This window comes from Arthrobacter silvisoli, from assembly GCF_003369445.1.
GTDB lineage: Bacteria > Actinomycetota > Actinomycetes > Actinomycetales > Micrococcaceae > Arthrobacter > Arthrobacter silvisoli.
The window spans coordinates 95,379-111,585 of sequence record NZ_QRCU01000039.1; the positions used below are offsets into that span (position 1 = coordinate 95,379).

The window sequence follows — 16,207 nt, forward strand, 5'->3', positions numbered from 1 at the left end:
ATGCGGTTTCGGAGGGTCGTTGCAAAGGAATGATGACGCGGAATCCGACGACCTTCGGGACTGTTTCAGCCGGGGGCCGGTGGCAAGAGGTCGCCTGCGCTTGGTGCAGGGAACAAGGGGGAGTATCCAGGAAGTGGTGGGCAATTGGTGCCGGAGCCATAGGCGCGGTGATCATCGCGGCCTGCGCAGCGGTGTTGCAGGTCCTCGAGTGGAATCCGCTTGCTGCGATCCCTGACGTGCGGAGCGGTGGCGCAATGGTTGGTCTCGTTTCCCGCCGGATAGGCATCGCGGACACCTTCGCCACGACTGGCGGTGACCACGCACCGTGGGGCGCCGTTCCACACGACGTGGAGGGTGCATCGACCGTCAGAACGGCTGGCCTTCCCTGTTCGGCTCTTAGGGGTCAATCGCCTGCCAACGCCTACGATAAGTGTGGCAACGAGTCGGAGCGGCCGGTCCCGGACCGGCGACGAAGCAGGAGCATAAATGGCAGCGGGACGTAGCACTGCACAGGATGAAACTGCGCCGGCCAAAACCGTGCCGGACGAGGCCGTCGGCGACGAGGAACAGGCCTCCGCGGAGCCCTTGGACCTGACCAACAAGTCCGTGGTCAAGGCGACGGTGCTGCTCAGCGAGCTCGGCCGGCACCGCCAGGGAATTACCGTCACGGAAATCGCCCAGCTGGTGGGGATGACCCGCCCCACGGCCTTCCGCCTGCTCCTGAGCCTTGAGCAGAGCGGTTTCGTGGCGCGTGTGGACAACCGCTACATGCTCGGCTGGCAGATGGCCCGCCTGGGCCGCCTGGCCGATCCCTACGCGGGCGTTGTCTCAAGGATCCAGCCGCTCCTGAACGACTTCGCCACGAAATTCAACGAGACCATCACTTTCGTTATGGTGACTGGGGAAGCCAGTTACGACGTGGTGGCCGAGGCCTCGGCGTCGCGCTTCCTGAACGCTAGCGCCATGTGGGTGGGCGGGCACTACCCGATGCATGCCAGCGCCGCCGGCAAGGTGGTCCTCGCCGAACTGAGCGACGAGAAGGTTGTGGCCGCCCTGCCGAAGCGGCTTGAATCTTTCACCCCCAAGACCATCACCAGGCGCGACGCCCTCCTCGAGGAACTGCGCCGGGTGCGGGAACAGGGTTACGCGATCCTCGACGACGAACTCGAGGAAGGCCTCTTCGTCATCGCCTGCCCGGTGCGGGATACTTCCGGGCAGTTGCTCGGCGCGCTGACCCTGAACGGGCCGACGCAGCGGATCAAGGCCGACGACCTGGGTTCCTTGGCGGCGAAGCTGCAGCAGGCGGCGGACAAAGTGGGAGACGCCCTGGCGTAGCGGCCTTTACGCACGGCCCGCTCGGCTGCGCGGCTGGTTGAGGCAGCGGCGGGCGAGGCTCTTGCGCGGCCCGGCGCGTGGAATGATCCCAACTCACTGCCACGTGGTTAACTCCGCCGCAACGTGGGCGAAATGATTCCCCGATACGTTTTTGGAGCTGCTCCTGCGCCCGCAGGGCCGGCGCGTCGGTGTCGCCGCCCCGATGTGCATCGCATGCGGGGCAAGAAGAAAGTAGCTCTTCCTCATGCTTGGCCGTTTGCTGGCTTATTTCCACACGGGATTCCACCGCTGCAAATCCTCCGCAGGTGAGGCGTTCAAGATGGCCTTCTGTGCGGTCGCCGCATACGTGTTTGCCGAGCGTGTCCTTGGGCATGCGAACCCCGTCTTCGCGGCGATCGCGGCCCTTCTCACTTTGCAGTTCTCCGCTGATTGGCGTACACGCCGGGCACTGGAGGTTGCCGTTGGTTGTGCGCTTGGTGTTGCGGCCGGCGTCTGTCTCACGGGCATGCTCGGGGCGGGGCCGGCGCAGGCGGTGCTGATCGTTTTTGTCGCCGTGCTGATCGCCAGGTTCTTGAACAAGAGCCCGGTCTTCGCAACCCAGATGGCGATCCAGGCCGCACTCGTTGCGATGATTCCTTCGTCGCCCGGCTCTTTCCTCCACACGGTCACTGACGCCTTGGTGGGTGGCGCCGTTGCCTGGCTCATTACCGCAGTTGCGCCGCAGCAGCGCCTGCGGGGGCAGCGGAAGGCCATTCGAAACCTGGCTTATGAAATCTCGGCCATCCTTTACGGTGCATCCAGGGCCCTTGATGTGAACGATTCCGCACTGGCGTGGCATGCCCTGGTCCGGGCGCGAAACAGCCATGCCGTTGTTGCGGAAGCCAATGAGGCCTTGGGGCGGGCGCTGGAAACCACCACCATCTCCCCGCTTCACTGGCGCCACCGGGAGCACATCCGGAATTCTCGGGCGGCGGTGGAGAAGCTCGACCTGGCGCTCAGGAACAGCCGGGTCTTCAGTCGGCGTCTTACCCACGCCATCAATGCCGTAGCGCTTTCGGACAGGGGCACCGTTCGATTTTCGGCGTTCTTGAAGCGAGTGGCCCGGGCGCTGACCGTTCTGGGCGACGGCTACTGGGAACGGGACCGGCAGTTGAGGGACGAGAAGGTTTCCCAGGCCCTCGGGCAATTGACACAGTTGGCTGCGGAACTTGAGCCCGGCCGCTTCGAGGCGACAACCATTGAGGGGCAGGCGCTGGTCGTGACGTTCCGGCCGCTCATGGTTGACCTGATGGAGGCTGCGGGTGCTACGCATGCGGTGGCCTTTGCCGCCCTTCCCAGTCTTCTTGCTCCCCGGCAGGGGTTGCCTGCGGCGCCGGCCGGTTGGGCTATGTGATTTAGTTCATTCCATCACGCCTTCGCCAGGAAGCCGGCCGACGGGTCGCGCCCACTCCCTCTTCGCGCCTTGAGTAAGGGCGGTATCCGAGCGTACCGTGTCGTGCGGTCCAGCTTCCCGAAGGCGATGACGGCGGTCGAATTGGAGGCGATCGCCGCTGCGTCGTCGTTGGGGTTTTCGGCGGGCGCTGGGATGCATAGGCAACGCCCCAGCGGCTGTCCGCTTTTGCGGCGTGGACTTCGGCGAGACCCGGCGATTGCGTCTGGCCTGCCGCGATGAGGTCCCGAGTCCGCCGGATTGACCCGGGTCCAGGACTGCGCTCGCCGGGGATCCCCGTGGCCGTTTGCCATTAGGGAGACGATGCCGTGGGCGGATAAATTCGTGAACGGTCTCGTTATCGCCTCCGTTCTTCGAGTCTCCAATCAGATGCATTGTTTAAGGATTCCCATTTTGAAATTTCGCGCATCATTTTTCGGCGCCTCCGCGGAGAAAATCGATCAAGCCGCCTCTCCAGTCCTTCTTCAATGTCCTTTAGTTGATGTTGCGCGAGCCCGAAGATGATCTCCTGTATCGGAAGAACTATCGGGCGAAAGGGTCCGAGAAAGGGCCCTTTGGGTGCTCGTGTTACGAGAATCGAGGTAATGCAGGCTGCATGAATCACCGAGAGGATCCCGATAATCATTATAAAAGGTGCGTACCACTCCCCTGCCGTTGCGAATATCGCTGGGAAAGCATAGGCGATGCCAGTTAGTATGCGAGATGTCCCTATGAATCCTCGTGAGTTTGCTGCGAGCGCTAGTCTCGCCGCTCCGACTCCGAGGCTTAGCATCATGGGAATGAATAGGCCAAAAATGATGGACATGAGAACAAAGATCCATCCTGCGGAGCTCCAACTCAGTCCCGCTGTCTCATCTGCTAAGGTCAGCGAAACGAAAAATGCACTTGAGGCGACTGCAGTGCTTCCCAAGTGGAGAGCCAAGCGCAGCATCGGCCGTAGCAGACGTTGTCGTGTATTTGTAAAGTTCCTGCCCCATCTTCCTGAGAACTGGTGCTCTAGTACGGTGGCGCGGTATCGCATATGCCGCAACCCCCATTCGTCTCTGGCGTCTTTGAGGCCCAGTGACGAGTCAGGTACGGCCAGTATCAGAACGAGCCACAAACCCAAGCACTGACCGGTGATAGAAATTGTCGCTCTTTCCCACCCCGGTTCTCCTGCATGAAGCACAATCCACAAGAGTCCAAAAACAGGCGCGGTCGCGGTTCCTAAAACTCCAAGGAACTGGAGAGTCTCACGGAACTCCGTTATCGCCAGTAGCCTGAAGGTGAGTGCTTTGTCTGTGAATGCGCTTCGGCCTAAATCTAGTTTATGAACGGCGAGGAGTAGGCCGCCGAATGCCACGAATCCGCCGAGTGCTGAACTGTCGAGCGCGAGTATCCTAAGAGTTCCTGCTGTAAGTTCGACAAATGCGCGCGAATCTTTGACAAGCAACTCGACTGATGTGGGGTTTACTAGGACGAGCAGCAAGAGGAAAGCGACGACGAATGGTCCGCTCAGAATTACGGCCGCTACGCCCGTGACCAATGTGCGCCGCTGCCGGAGCCCTTCCGCGTGGGCTTCATCTGGCGATGGTGCTGAAGTAATCACGGGTCGTCCTCGAGTCGGTTGCAGTCGTAGAAATATTTCCTTTGGGGGTGTGGGCGATTCAAGTCATATTGAGGAAGGTGACGAGTCTAGTCGCGTGTGTCATGCCAACCTGAATACTGCCGCAGCGTGGCCTGTAGCGGGGGTGCGCCATCCTAGCCGCGACCGCTGGACGTTCGAATGTTTTGCCATGAAGCAGGGGTTGACGCAGCTCACATCCCGCGGCATAGTTTTCGTATACGATTTCGTACCTGATAGATGCTCGACGACGAGGAGACGCTGTGTCGATGGAACCCGGAACCCCGGAACCCAGCCCGAAGCTCAGCCCGGAGCTGCTGGCCCGGACGCGCAAGGTGATCGCCGTCCACATCAACTACCCCAGCCGTGCCGCGCAGCGCGGCCGCACTCCTGAACAGCCGTCGTACTTCCTGAAGCCGGCGTCGTCCCTGGCGCTGGGTTCCGCGGACAAGCCCGGCACGGTGGAGCGTCCGGCCGGCTGCGAACTCCTCGGCTACGAAGGCGAAATCGCCCTCATCATCGGCAGGAACGCCCGTCGCGTCAGCATCGAGGACGCCTGGGGCCACGTCGAGTGGGTCACCGCCAGCAACGACCTCGGCGTCTACGACCTCCGTTACGCGGACAAGGGCTCAAACCTGCGCTCCAAGGGCGGGGACGGTTTCACCCCGGTGGGCCCGGCACTCATCCCGGCCAACGCCGTCGACCCCGCCGCGCTGCGCATCCGCACCTGGCACAACGGCGGACTCGTCCAGGACGACACCACCGCGGACCTGCTCTTCCCCTTCGCCCGCCTCGTCGCGGACCTCTCGCAGCTCCTCACCCTGGAAACCGGGGACATCATCCTCACCGGCACGCCCGCCGGCGCCTCCGTCGCGGTGCCGGGGGACGTCGTCGAGGTCGAGGTCAGCAGCGGTGACCTCAGCAGCGGCCGCCTGGCCACCGCCGTCGTGGAAGGCACGACGCCGTTCGCCACCTTCGGCGCGCAGCCCACGTCCGATGACACCCAGCGGGAGGAAGCGTACGGTTCGCGCGAAGCCGCCGGACTGGCGCCGCTGGCGAAGCCGGGGCTCGATCCCGAGCTGAAGAAGAAGCTCGAGTCGGTCGCCACGGCCACCCTGTCCTCCCAACTGCGCAAGCGCGGGCTGAACAACGTCAGCATCGACGGACTGCAGGCCACCCGCCCGGACCGCCGCGTCGTGGGCCTGGCCCGGACGCTGCGCTACGTGCCCAACCGCGAGGACCTCTTCAAGACCCATGGCGGCGGCTTCAACGCCCAGAAACGCGCCGTCGAATCCGTCAACGAGGGGGAGATCCTCGTCATGGAGGCCCGCGGCGAGAAGGGCACCGGCACCGTGGGCGACATTCTGGCCCTGCGCGCCCAAGTGCGCGGCGCCGCGGCGATCATCACCGACGGCGGCGTGCGGGACTACTCGGCCGTCGCCGGGCTGGAGATCCCCACCTACTTCGCCAGCCGGCACCCGGCCGTGCTGGGACGCCGCCATGTTCCTTGGGACACCGACGTCACCATCGCCTGCGGGGGCACCACCGTGCAGCCGGGCGACATCATCGTGGCGGATTCGGACGGGATCCTGGTGATCCCGCCGGCCATCGCCGCCGAACTGGTGGAGGAGTGCATTGCCCAGGAACGCGAGGAGGAGTTCATCTTCAAGATGGTCGAGCAGGGCCACAGCGTGGACGGGCTCTTCCCGATGAACGCCGAATGGCGAGCCAAGTACGAGGAATGGGTGAAGGACAATGACTGAAACCGTTACGGGCAGCAAGTCCGAGCAGGCCTACGCCGCGGTGAAGGCCCGGATCGTGGATGGCGCCTACACGCCGGGCTACCGGCTGGTGCTGGCCAAGATCGCCGAGGACCTGGGCTTCAGCGTGGTCCCCGTCCGGGAGGCCATCCGCCGGCTCGAGGCCGAGGGCCTGGTGACCTTCGAACGGAACGTCGGCGCTACGGTGTCCGGGATCGACCCCACCGAGTACCTGTACACGATGCAGACCCTGAGCATCATCGAAGGGGCGGCGACGGCGTTGTCCGCGCCGCTGATCGGCGCAGCGGACATCGCACGGGCGCGTGCGGTCAACGAGGAGATGCGCGACTGCCTGGAACACTTCGACCCTGTGCGCTTCACCCAACTCAACCAGGACTTCCACAGCGTCCTGTTCGAACGCTGTCCCAACCCGCACATCCTGGACCTCGTCCACCGCGGCTGGAACCGCCTCGCCTCGCTGCGGTCCTCCACCTTCCGCTTCGTCCCCGGCCGGGCCCGGGACTCCGTGGATGAGCACGAGGCCCTGCTCCGGCTCATCGAGTCCGGAGCCGACGCCGACACCATCGAAAAAGCCGCCCGCCAGCACCGCGCTGCCACCCTGGACGCGTACCTCGCCCAGACCACCTAGAACCAAGCAACGCGGGGTCACTTACGGCCCATGTCAGGCCCGATTATGGGCCGTAAGTGACCCCGCGTTGGATGAAAGGAAGACAACAATGACGTTTGCAGCCCCTGAAACCAGCACCCACTACGTCCCCGAGAACCTGCCCACCCACCTCCAGCACTACATCAACGGCGAGTTCGTCGATTCGGTGTCCGGCAAGACCTTCGACGTCCTGGACCCGGTCTCCAACAAGAACTACGCCACCGCCGCGGCAGGCCAGAAGGAAGACATCGACCTCGCCGTCGCCGCTGCCCGCGAAGCCTTCGTGAACGGTCCGTGGCCGAAGATGAAGCCGCGCGAGCGTGCCCGCGTCCTGAACCGGATCGCCGACGCCGTCGAGGCCCAGGAGGACCGCCTCGCCGAGCTCGAAACGTTCGACACCGGCCTGCCGATCACCCAGGCCAAGGGCCAGGCCCTGCGCGCGGCCGAGAACTTCCGCTTCTTCGCGGACCTGATCGTTGCCCAGTTCGACGACGCCATGAAGGTCCCCGGCTCCCAGATCAACTACGTGAACCGCAAGCCCATCGGCGTCGCTGGGCTCATCACTCCATGGAACACCCCGTTCATGCTGGAGTCCTGGAAACTCGCCCCGGCCCTGGCCACCGGCAACACCGTGGTTCTCAAGCCCGCCGAGTTCACCCCGTTGTCGGCCTCGCTCTGGGCGCAGATCTTCAAGGACGCCGGCCTGCCGGACGGTGTGTTCAACCTGGTCAACGGCCTCGGCGAAGAAGCCGGCGACGCCCTGGTGAAGCACCCGGACGTACCGCTGATCTCCTTCACCGGTGAGACCACCACGGGCCAGACGATCTTCCGCAACGCCGCGGCCAACCTCAAGGGCCTGTCCATGGAACTCGGCGGCAAGTCCCCGTGCGTGGTGTTCGCCGACGCCGACCTCGACGCCGCGATCGACTCCGCCCTGTTCGGGGTGTTCTCCCTCAACGGCGAACGCTGCACCGCCGGCTCCCGCATCCTCGTGGAACGCGCCATCTATGACGAGTTCTGCGAAAAGTACGCCGCCCGCGCCAGGAACATCGTGGTGGGCGACCCCCACGATCCCAAGACCCAAGTCGGTGCGCTCGTCCACCCGGAGCACTACGAGAAGGTGGCCTCCTACGTGGAGATCGGCAAGTCCGAAGGCCGGCTCCTGGCCGGCGGCGGCCGCCCCGAGCACCTGCCCGAAGGCAACTACATCGCACCCACCGTGTTTGCCGACGTCGCGCCCGACGCGCGGATCTTCCAGGAGGAAATCTTCGGTCCCGTCGTCGCGATCACGCCGTTCGAGAACGACGACGAGGCCCTCGCCCTGGCGAACAACACCAAGTACGGCCTGGCGGCCTACATCTGGACCCAGAACCTGACCCGGGCCCACAACTTCTCGCAGAACGTCGAAGCCGGCATGGTGTGGCTGAACAGCCACAATGTCCGCGACCTGCGCACCCCGTTCGGCGGCGTCAAGGCTTCCGGCCTGGGCCACGAAGGCGGCTACCGCTCCATCGACTTCTACACCGATCAGCAGGCCGTCCACATCACCCTCGGCTCCGTGCACACGCCCAAGTTCGGCGCCTAGGCCGGCGGCACCCAAACAGACCCCTTTCAACGAAGAGAGACCATCATGAGCAACCCCTTCACCGGCCCCATTCCGACGCCGACAGTCCCGGCCCCGGACATCGTCCGCTGCGCCTACCTCGAACTCGTGGTCACCGACCTGGCCAAGTCCCGCGCGTTCTACGTGGACCTGCTCGGCCTGCACGTCACCGAGGAAGACGAGAACACCATCTACCTGCGCTCCTTCGAGGAGTTCATCCACCACAACCTGGTGCTGCGCAAGGGCCCGGTGGCCGCAGCCGCTGCCTTCGCGTACCGGGTCCGCACTCCCGAGGATGTGGACGCCGCCGAGGCCTACTACAAGGAACTGGGCTGCCGCGTGGAGCGGCGCAAGGAAGGCTTCACCAAGGGCGTCGGCGACTCCGTCCGGGTCGAGGACCCGCTGGGCTTCCCGTACGAGTTCTTCTACGAGGTGGAGCACGTGGAGCGCCTCACCCAGCGCTACGAGCTCTACTCCGCCGGCGAACTGGTCCGCTTGGACCACTTCAACCAGGTCACCCCGGACGTCCCGCGCGGCCGCAAGTACCTGGAGGACCTCGGCTTCCGCGTCTCCGAGGACATCAAGGATTCCGACGGCGTCACGTACGCCGCGTGGATGCACCGCAAGCAGACCGTGCATGACACCGCCCTGACCGGCGGCAACGGCCCGCGCCTGCACCACATCGCCTTCTCCACGCACGAGAAGCACAACATCATCCAGATCTGCGACAAGATGGGCGCCCTGCGCATCAGCGACCGGATCGAACGCGGTCCCGGACGCCACGGCGTCTCCAACGCCTTCTACCTGTACATCCTGGACCCGGACGGCCACCGCATCGAGATCTACACCCAGGACTACTACACCGGCGACCCGGACAACCCCACCATCACCTGGGACGTCCACGACAACCAGCGCCGCGACTGGTGGGGCAACCCCGTGGTCCCGTCCTGGTACACCGAGGCCTCCCTCGTCCTGGACCTCGACGGCAACCCGCAGCCCGTCATCGAACGCACGGACGCCTCGGAAATGGCCGTCACCGTAGGCGCCGACGGCTTCTCCTACACCCGCAAGGCCGACGACGGCGCGCCGGGTCCCGGCGTCGAAGGCTTCAAGCTGGGCGCGCAGGTCTAGGCTGCCTTGCAGGCGGCGTCGGAGAGGACGGGTGAAGGGAACGGCATGCTGGATGCGACAACGATCGAGGCCATAGCGGACGAACTGGTGGAAGCCGGCCGGAACCGGACGCCGGTTCCGCGGCTCACCGCGCGCTACCCCGAGATGACGGTGGAGGATTCCTACGCCGTGCAGCAGCTCTGGCGGCGCCGGAACGAGGATGCCGGGCGGACGCTGGTGGGCCGCAAGATCGGGCTCACGTCCAAGGCCATGCAGGCCGCCACGGGCATCACCGAACCGGACTACGGCGCCATCTTCGATGACATGGTCCTCGAAACCGGGTGCTCCGTGGAGTGGGACCGCTACACGCACCCCCGGGTGGAGGTGGAACTGGCGTTCGTGCTGAAGCAGGACCTCACCGGCCCGGGCTGCACCCTCTTCGACGTCCTCAACGCCACCGACTACGTGGTCCCGGCCCTCGAGATCCTGGATTCCCGGATCGAAATGGAGGGCCGGACCATCGTGGACACCATCGCGGACAACGCCGCCATGGGGGCCATGGTGGTGGGCGGGCGCCCAGTGCGGCCGGACGCCGTCGACCTCCGCTGGGTATCGGCCATCCTGTACAAGAACCAGACGGTGGAGGAGACCGGCGTCGCGGCCGGCGTGCTGGACCACCCGGCGGCCGGCGTGCACTGGCTGGCCAACAAGATCGCCCCGCACGGTGACGGGCTCAAGGCCGGGGAGATCATCCTGGCCGGCTCCTTCACCCGCCCGCTCTGGGTGTACAAAGGGGACACCGTCCACGCCGACTACGGACCGCTGGGAGCCATCACATGCCGATTCGAGTAGAACCGACGTTCGCTGAGGTCCTTGCCACCGCGGGCCGGCCCCTGGCCGGGATGTGGGTCTGCTCCGGCAGCCCGCTGGTCGCCGAGATCTGCGCCGGGTCCGGCCTGGACTGGCTCCTGATCGACGCCGAGCACAGCCCCAACGGGATCGAGTCGATCCTCGCGCAGCTGCAGGCCGTACAGGGCTACCCGGTGCAGGCCATGGTCCGCCCGCCCGTCAACGACGCCGTCCTGATCAAGCAGTACCTCGACCTGGGCGTGCAGAACCTGCTCATCCCCATGGTCAACTCCGCGGCCGAGGCGCGTGCCGCCGTCGCCGCCGTCCGCTACCCGCCGCACGGCGTCCGCGGCGTCGGCTCCGCGCTGGCCCGCGCTTCGCGCTGGAACCGGATCCCGGACTACCTTGCCCGCGCATCGGAGACGGTCAGCGTGACGGTCCAGATCGAATCTTCCGCTGCCGTGGCGGCGGTCGAAGAGATCCTGGCGGTCGACGGCGTCGACGCGGTCTTCCTCGGACCGTCCGACCTGGCCGCCTCCATGGGACTGCTTGGCGAGCAGGAACACCCGAAGGTGCGGGCCGCCGTCGAACACTGCCTCGAAGCCGCCACAGCGGCCGGCAAGCCCGCCGGCGTCAACGCCTTCAATGAGTCGACGGCGAAGGGGTACCTCGACGCCGGTGCCTCCTTCGTGCTGGTGGGCGCCGACGTCGCGATGCTGGCCCGGGGGAGCGAGGCCCTCGCGGCGAAGTTTGTGCCGGACGAGTCGGGCGAAGAGCCCGACGGCGGGGCGCGCCCGAGTTACTGAGCCGCGCTCCCGCCGCGGTGACGTTCCTTCCCGGTTGCTTTCGGGGGCACCATCGTCGGGGCCCCGAAGACCGGGGTTCTTCGCCGACGCAGCTTGCTGCGATGCGAAGCAACTGGGCAGGAAGGTCGTGCCGGCTCGCGTACTGTCGAGGCACAACGACAGCCTGAGGGGGCAGCACCGAATGAAACGCCACACTTTTCCCATCTTGACGACGGCGCTCAGCGAAGTGAAGAGTCCGAAGGCTGGACCAAGATCCACGACAACCTGCTGGTCAGAGGCAAGTCAGCAAGCGACCGGCCAAGCCCTACCCGATGATCGGCCGCTCCTCCGGTAGCCGGAACAGCCGGGGGTGTGAGGACAAGGCCAGGGCCGAGGCCAGGGTGACCGAACCGAGACGGCCCGTGAACATGAGGACCATCAGCACCCATTGGGCACCGGCCGGCAGGTTGTACGTGATGCCGGTGCTGACGCCCACGGTGCCGAAAGCCGAAATGGCTTCGAACAGCACCTTCTCCAGGCTGTAGTCGGTCAGCATGAGCAGCAGCATGGTGCCGCCGATCACCGCCGCGACGCCGAGCAGGGCGACGGTCAGGGCCTGCCGCTGCACGGTGGGGCTGATGGAACGGTGGGCGATGGTCACCTGCTCGCGGCCCCGGATTTCGTTCCAGATGGCAAAGCCAAGGACAAAGAAGGTGGTGATCTTGATGCCGCCGGCGGTTCCGGCGCTGCCGCCGCCGATGAACATCAGGATGTCCGTGGTCATGAGCGTGTCCGACGACGCCGCCCCGTAGTCGATGCTGTTGAAGCCGGCCGTGCGCGGGAAGACGCTGCCGGCGAAGGCGCCCAGGACCTTGCCGCCGGTGCTCAGCGGTCCCAGGGTTTCCGGCCGGTTCCACTCGAAAGCTGCGAACGCCACGAAGCCGACCACCAGGAGCAGGAGAGTGCCGAAGACCGTCAGGCGGAGGTGCACGGTCCAGTCCTTGAGGCGGATGCCCTTGAAGAGCTGGATGATCACGGGGAAACCGAGGCCGCCGGCGATTACGGCCAGGCAGACCGGCACGATGATCCACGGATCCTCGGCGAAGCCCATCAGGCTATCGCTGTACAGCGCGAAGCCGGCATTGTTGAACGCGGATACCGCGTGGAAGACACCGTGCCAGAGGGCGACTCCGGGATTCTGGTCGTAGGCGAGCCAGAACCGGATGGACAGGACAACGGCGGTGGCTCCCTCGACGGTGAACATGATCCGCGCGACGCGGAACAGCACCGAACGGACATCGCCGAAGTTCAGGGTGTGGGTCTCGGACTGCGCCACCAACTGCCCGCGCAGCCCGAGGTTCTTCCTTACGACCAAGGCGAGCAGGGTCGCGAGGGTCATGATCCCGAAGCCGCCCACCTGGATGAGGCCCAGGATCACCACGTGCCCGAACGGCGTCCAGAACGTGGCCGTATCCACGGTGACCAGGCCGGTGACGCAGACAGCGGAGACCGCTGTGAACAGGGGAGCGAGACCGGCGTCGGTGCCCGGGTCCGTCCGGGCGAACGGCAGCATGAGCAAGGCCGAGCCGGCCAGGATCACCAGCAGGAACGCCAGGGGCAGTGAACGAACGGGGTGCAGGAGCGCCCGGGCGATGGCGCTCTCCCTCTTCGCACGGGGAACCAGCTCGGGTGTGGCCTCGTCCCGCGGCGGCCCGTTCCGGCGACGCCCGGATGCCGGCTTCCGTACTGTCGACATCTGCGCTTCCCTCCGTTGACACGCCAGCGCAGGTGCCCGTACCGGCGCCCGGCGCTCAGGGAGCCTACCACCGCCCGTGCCGGAGGGGACGGGGTCTTAACGAAACCTTTACGCGGGTTTCCGCGCCATGTACCACTCGGTGAATTCCGAGGCCCTGCCGTCCGGGGCGAAGCGGATCACCCAGAGGTTGTCATAGGTGGGCTGGCCATTGAAGTAAGTGGTGAGGCCCTGCACGAACGCCAGGTTGCCGTCCTGCCCCAGAAGGGTCCATTCGAAGGTCCAGGCATGCGGCATGTCGCTGGCGTCGGTCCAGCCGTCCACGATTTCGTTGTGCCCGCGCCACGGCGACTCGGTGTCCGGCCGGGTCGAGTAGACGGCATCCTCGGTGAACAGTGCCCGGATGTCATCGGGGTCGTTCGAGGTCCAGGCAGCGATGTACTTGTCCATCCACGCGTTGACGTCGTTCATGCTCCCGTTCTACGCCCCGACCGTGCAGCCATCAAGGGTTCAGCCGCCGGTCATCAAGGCATCAGCCGCCCGCCCCCGAGTAGCGCTCCAGCCATCGCCGGGCCTGCCCGGCGATGCGCCGCTTCTGCGCCGCCAGCTTCTCCGCGGACTCGGCAGTGCGGGACGCCCGGCGGGCGTCCTGTTCGGCCGTCGCCAGTGCCTCCTCGAGGGACGCGAGGCGCTCCCGGGTCTCCTTCAGGGCTGCTTGGAGTTCCCGACGCCGGTGCGTGGCCTCCGCCAGTGCCAGTTCCGCCTCCGCGAGGTCGGCTTCCGCCTGCCCGGCCGCGCGCTCCGCGTCCTCGGCCTTGGCCCGCAGGCTTTCGCGGGCGCCGGCGTCGCCGTCGTCGGCTTTCACGCCTGTCTTCAGCCTGGGCGCGGCAGGAGCGGCAGGCACCGCGCCGCCTTCAACCGCGACTGCCCCGGACAGGTCCACCGCGTCCACACCGTCGCCCGACAAGGCCCGCACCAGCAGGCCGCTCCGGACAGCCGCGGCCGCATCCATGTCACCAAGGGCAGCGCGCAGGGTACCCGTGACCTCGCTCGTCGCGGTGCTGCCCAGCCGCACCCCAAGGCCGGCGGCGATCTCATCGGCCTTCCCGACGGCGGCAGCCAGCAGATGGGGGCGTTGCTGCCCGAGTTCGCGCAGCCTGGCCGGATCCAGGTCCGTTTGGGCGTTCCGCAGCGCGGCACCGAGCCGGAGCAATTCCTCCAGTTCCGCGGCACCGCTGCGTGCCAGCATGTTGACCGCCCAGGCGGCCGCCGAGGGCTTCGGCAGCCGGCCGATCAGCGCCGCCAGCCCGGCGTCGCCGGAGCCTTTCGCTTCCTTCACGCGCGCACCGCGGGCCGCGACGAACTCGGAGGGCAGCAGCGAGTACAGTTCCACGGCCACCGTGCTCAGCTCCATGCGGGCATCTTAGCGGCACGGGCTGACAGCCGGAACGACGCCGGAGGGTTCAGTCCTGCTGCAGGGTCTGGGTCAGGTGGTGGGCCGGGATGCGGTCACGGTCGTAGGTGATCTCCGTGTAGCCGTGCGGCTGCGGGGTGCCGTCCTCGCCGAGGTTCACGAAGACGAGTTCCTCGATGGTCAGGATGCTGCGCCGGGTGATCATGTTCCGCACCTCGGCCCGCATGGTCAGGGACGTCCGGCCGAAGCGGGTTGCCGTGATCCCCAGCTCGATCAGGTCTCCCTGTACGGCCGAGCTCACGAAGTTGATCTCTGAGATGTATTTGGTGACGGCCCGGCCGTTGCCCAGTTGGATGATGGCGTAGATCGCTGCTTCCTCGTCGATCCATTTCAGCAGGCTTCCGCCAAACAGCGTGCCGTTGGCGTTCAGGTCCTCCGGGCGCACCCATTTGCGGGTCCGGAACGTGATGTCTGCTTTTTCCATAGGGCGAGATTAGCCGAGCCGCACCGGGAACACCCGTGGCTGACTGATTTGGGAAAAAGATTAAGACTTCAGGCCATGGCGGTGTGCGCGGCGCTGTGGGAATCGAGGGCCTTCGAATAGCACTGGGACTCGCTGATGCCGATGTAGGGCCCGAAATTTGGAATCGGTGCGAAGCCTGAGCTTTCGTAGAAGCTGCGTCCGTCCGTCTGCGCCGAGCCCGCCTCGGCCGTGATCACCTGGAAGCCGCGCGAATGCGCCAGGCCTTCCAGGCTGGCCAGGATGGAACTGGCCACCCGGGACCCCCGGGCGTAGGGCACGACGTAGAGGCGCTTGATCTCCACCGTGCAGTCGTCCACGATCCGCAGCCCGCCGCAGCCCAACGGCTGTCCGGAACACTTCTCATACGCCACTACGAAGACCGCGGTATCGGCCTCCGACGGCGCCGGGCCGGGTTCGTGATCGGACGTGCCGAAACGGGAATCCAGTTCAGACTGCTGGGCCGCGCGGAGGTCTGCGCCCACGGGGTTTGCCCAGCTGACCTGACGGATGTTGAGCCGCGGGTTGGTCTGCATCGCTACCTCTTTCTCCGGAGGGGGTTATGCAAATCAAGCCTAGGAATCAGCGGTTACCGCCGTGTTTCCTGTGCGTAAGGGTCCGGAGAACTGCCGGTGGACCGGCCGATGGACCTGCCGCTTGGCGCCCGCTACACGGCTTCGCCGGTGGGGTCCTCCGCCGTCGGATCGGCCAGGGCGCGGCCGCCTACGGGGATGCTGTCCCAGTGGAGGACGCTCCAGCCCGAGTCCGGGTCGCCCTCAAGCGCCACGATTCCGGTGTTGGGCAGCTGGTGGGTTTCGGCGAACAGGGTGTCGATGTCCTCGGCCCGGCGGCCCGCCCAGCAGCGGATGGCCGCGCCGTGGCTGACGATCGCCGCCGTCCCATGGCCCGCCGCGACCACCTTGTTCACGGAGGCGTCGAAACGTTCGAAGAAGTCGTGGCCCGTGAACGCGCCCGGCATGCGCAGGTCCAGGTTGCCGTCGCTCCAGGCGAAGACAGTGCCCATGTAGCGCATGTGCGATCCGTGGTCTGTCTTCTTCTCCAGCGACCCGGCTTCGATCTCGTGGACGCCGTCCAGGATTTCCGGGTCCAGGCCGAGCGCCCGGGCCAGCGGCGCCGCGGTGAGCTGGGTCCGCAGCAGGGTCGACGTGTAGATGGCCTCGATGGCTTCGTCCGCCAAGGCTTCGGGCAGCGCCGCGGCCTGGCGCTCGCCGAGCCCGGTCAGCCCAGGGCCGGGAAACGCGGTGTCCAACTGGCCCAGGACGTTGCCGGGAGTCTGGCCGTGACGGATAAGCAAAAGCCTCATGCTGGCACCTTACTAGCCGGGACGGACATTGAGG

15 protein-coding genes are annotated in these 16,207 nt (G+C 66.1%); 8 read left to right on the forward strand and 7 right to left on the reverse strand.

The window, feature by feature from the left end:
* The first annotated feature begins 486 nt into the window (after positions 1–486).
* A complete protein-coding gene (locus tag DWV11_RS11220; protein WP_115788962.1) occupies positions 487–1,335 on the forward strand; it encodes an IclR family transcriptional regulator in 849 nt (282 codons plus the stop codon).
* 244 nt (positions 1,336–1,579) lie between these two features.
* A complete protein-coding gene (locus DWV11_RS11225) occupies positions 1,580–2,728 on the forward strand; it encodes an FUSC family protein (protein ID WP_115788963.1) in 1,149 nt (382 codons plus the stop codon).
* A 394-nt stretch (positions 2,729–3,122) separates the two neighbouring features.
* Here DWV11_RS11225 and DWV11_RS19930 read toward each other — a convergent pair whose 3' ends face one another.
* Entirely contained in the window at positions 3,123–4,373 is a 1,251-nt protein-coding gene (locus tag DWV11_RS19930; protein WP_136017900.1) for a hypothetical protein, read from the reverse strand.
* A 284-nt stretch (positions 4,374–4,657) separates the two neighbouring features.
* Between DWV11_RS19930 and DWV11_RS11230 the strand changes: the two genes are divergently transcribed.
* From DWV11_RS11230 to DWV11_RS11255, 6 genes are all read left to right on the forward strand, one after another.
* A complete protein-coding gene (locus tag DWV11_RS11230; protein ID WP_115788964.1) occupies positions 4,658–6,151 on the forward strand; it encodes a fumarylacetoacetate hydrolase family protein in 1,494 nt (497 codons plus the stop codon).
* Positions 6,144–6,797 (forward strand): GntR family transcriptional regulator, encoded by a 654-nt coding sequence (locus DWV11_RS11235; RefSeq protein WP_115788965.1) that lies wholly within the window; start codon positions 6,144–6,146, stop codon positions 6,795–6,797. The genes DWV11_RS11230 and DWV11_RS11235 overlap by 8 nt, the downstream gene beginning before the upstream one ends.
* Before the next feature lie 88 nt (positions 6,798–6,885).
* Positions 6,886–8,400 carry a 5-carboxymethyl-2-hydroxymuconate semialdehyde dehydrogenase gene (gene hpaE / locus DWV11_RS11240; protein ID WP_115788966.1) on the forward strand — a complete coding sequence of 505 codons (1,515 nt, stop codon included), beginning with the start codon at positions 6,886–6,888 and terminating at the stop codon, positions 8,398–8,400.
* Positions 8,401–8,445: 45 nt separating this feature from the next.
* Positions 8,446–9,549, forward strand: coding sequence for a 3,4-dihydroxyphenylacetate 2,3-dioxygenase (gene hpaD / locus DWV11_RS11245; protein ID WP_115788967.1), 1,104 nt, complete (start codon positions 8,446–8,448; stop codon positions 9,547–9,549).
* A gap of 45 nt (positions 9,550–9,594) precedes the next feature.
* On the forward strand, positions 9,595–10,380 hold the full coding sequence (hpaH, locus tag DWV11_RS11250; RefSeq protein WP_115788968.1) for a 2-oxo-hept-4-ene-1,7-dioate hydratase: 786 nt from the start codon (positions 9,595–9,597) through the stop codon (positions 10,378–10,380).
* Positions 10,365–11,183 (forward strand): HpcH/HpaI aldolase family protein, encoded by an 819-nt coding sequence (locus DWV11_RS11255; protein WP_115788969.1) that lies wholly within the window; start codon positions 10,365–10,367, stop codon positions 11,181–11,183. Before hpaH ends, DWV11_RS11255 begins: the two co-directional genes overlap by 16 nt.
* A gap of 304 nt (positions 11,184–11,487) precedes the next feature.
* Here DWV11_RS11255 and DWV11_RS11260 read toward each other — a convergent pair whose 3' ends face one another.
* The 6 genes from DWV11_RS11260 to DWV11_RS11285 all read right to left on the reverse strand — a co-directional run bounded on the left by DWV11_RS11260 (position 11,488) and on the right by DWV11_RS11285 (position 16,173).
* Complete coding sequence (locus tag DWV11_RS11260; RefSeq protein ID WP_115788970.1) at positions 11,488–12,918, reverse strand: TrkH family potassium uptake protein; 1,431 nt, start codon at positions 12,916–12,918, stop codon at positions 11,488–11,490.
* Between the two features lie 108 nt (positions 12,919–13,026).
* A complete protein-coding gene (locus DWV11_RS11265; RefSeq protein WP_168404675.1) occupies positions 13,027–13,386 on the reverse strand; it encodes a nuclear transport factor 2 family protein in 360 nt (119 codons plus the stop codon).
* Positions 13,387–13,447: 61 nt separating this feature from the next.
* Positions 13,448–14,329 (reverse strand): hypothetical protein, encoded by an 882-nt coding sequence (locus tag DWV11_RS11270; protein ID WP_115788971.1) that lies wholly within the window; start codon positions 14,327–14,329, stop codon positions 13,448–13,450.
* Between the two features lie 49 nt (positions 14,330–14,378).
* A complete protein-coding gene (locus tag DWV11_RS11275) occupies positions 14,379–14,813 on the reverse strand; it encodes an acyl-CoA thioesterase (RefSeq protein WP_074588923.1) in 435 nt (144 codons plus the stop codon).
* A 68-nt stretch (positions 14,814–14,881) separates the two neighbouring features.
* Entirely contained in the window at positions 14,882–15,385 is a 504-nt protein-coding gene (locus DWV11_RS11280) for a GNAT family N-acetyltransferase (RefSeq protein WP_115788972.1), read from the reverse strand.
* 131 nt (positions 15,386–15,516) lie between these two features.
* A complete protein-coding gene (locus DWV11_RS11285; protein ID WP_115788973.1) occupies positions 15,517–16,173 on the reverse strand; it encodes a histidine phosphatase family protein in 657 nt (218 codons plus the stop codon).
* Positions 16,174–16,207 lie beyond the last annotated feature (34 nt).

What these genes read in the sequence shown, in the direction of transcription:
- DWV11_RS11220 (WP_115788962.1), top strand. Translation starts at nt 487, where the DNA reads ATGGCAGCGGGACGTAGCACTGCACAGGATGAAACTGCGCCGGCCAAA.
- DWV11_RS11225 (WP_115788963.1), top strand. Translation starts at nt 1,580, where the DNA reads ATGCTTGGCCGTTTGCTGGCTTATTTCCACACGGGATTCCACCGCTGC.
- DWV11_RS11230 (WP_115788964.1), top strand. Translation starts at nt 4,658, where the DNA reads ATGGAACCCGGAACCCCGGAACCCAGCCCGAAGCTCAGCCCGGAGCTG.
- DWV11_RS11235 (WP_115788965.1), top strand. Translation starts at nt 6,144, where the DNA reads ATGACTGAAACCGTTACGGGCAGCAAGTCCGAGCAGGCCTACGCCGCG.
- hpaE (WP_115788966.1), top strand. Translation starts at nt 6,886, where the DNA reads ATGACGTTTGCAGCCCCTGAAACCAGCACCCACTACGTCCCCGAGAAC.
- hpaD (WP_115788967.1), top strand. Translation starts at nt 8,446, where the DNA reads ATGAGCAACCCCTTCACCGGCCCCATTCCGACGCCGACAGTCCCGGCC.
- hpaH (WP_115788968.1), top strand. Translation starts at nt 9,595, where the DNA reads ATGCTGGATGCGACAACGATCGAGGCCATAGCGGACGAACTGGTGGAA.
- DWV11_RS11255 (WP_115788969.1), top strand. Translation starts at nt 10,365, where the DNA reads ATGCCGATTCGAGTAGAACCGACGTTCGCTGAGGTCCTTGCCACCGCG.
- DWV11_RS11260 (WP_115788970.1), bottom strand. Translation starts at nt 12,918, where the DNA reads ATGTCGACAGTACGGAAGCCGGCATCCGGGCGTCGCCGGAACGGGCCG.
- DWV11_RS11265 (WP_168404675.1), bottom strand. Translation starts at nt 13,386, where the DNA reads ATGAACGACGTCAACGCGTGGATGGACAAGTACATCGCTGCCTGGACC.
- DWV11_RS11270 (WP_115788971.1), bottom strand. Translation starts at nt 14,329, where the DNA reads ATGGAGCTGAGCACGGTGGCCGTGGAACTGTACTCGCTGCTGCCCTCC.
- DWV11_RS11275 (WP_074588923.1), bottom strand. Translation starts at nt 14,813, where the DNA reads ATGGAAAAAGCAGACATCACGTTCCGGACCCGCAAATGGGTGCGCCCG.
- DWV11_RS11280 (WP_115788972.1), bottom strand. Translation starts at nt 15,385, where the DNA reads ATGCAGACCAACCCGCGGCTCAACATCCGTCAGGTCAGCTGGGCAAAC.
- DWV11_RS11285 (WP_115788973.1), bottom strand. Translation starts at nt 16,173, where the DNA reads ATGAGGCTTTTGCTTATCCGTCACGGCCAGACTCCCGGCAACGTCCTG.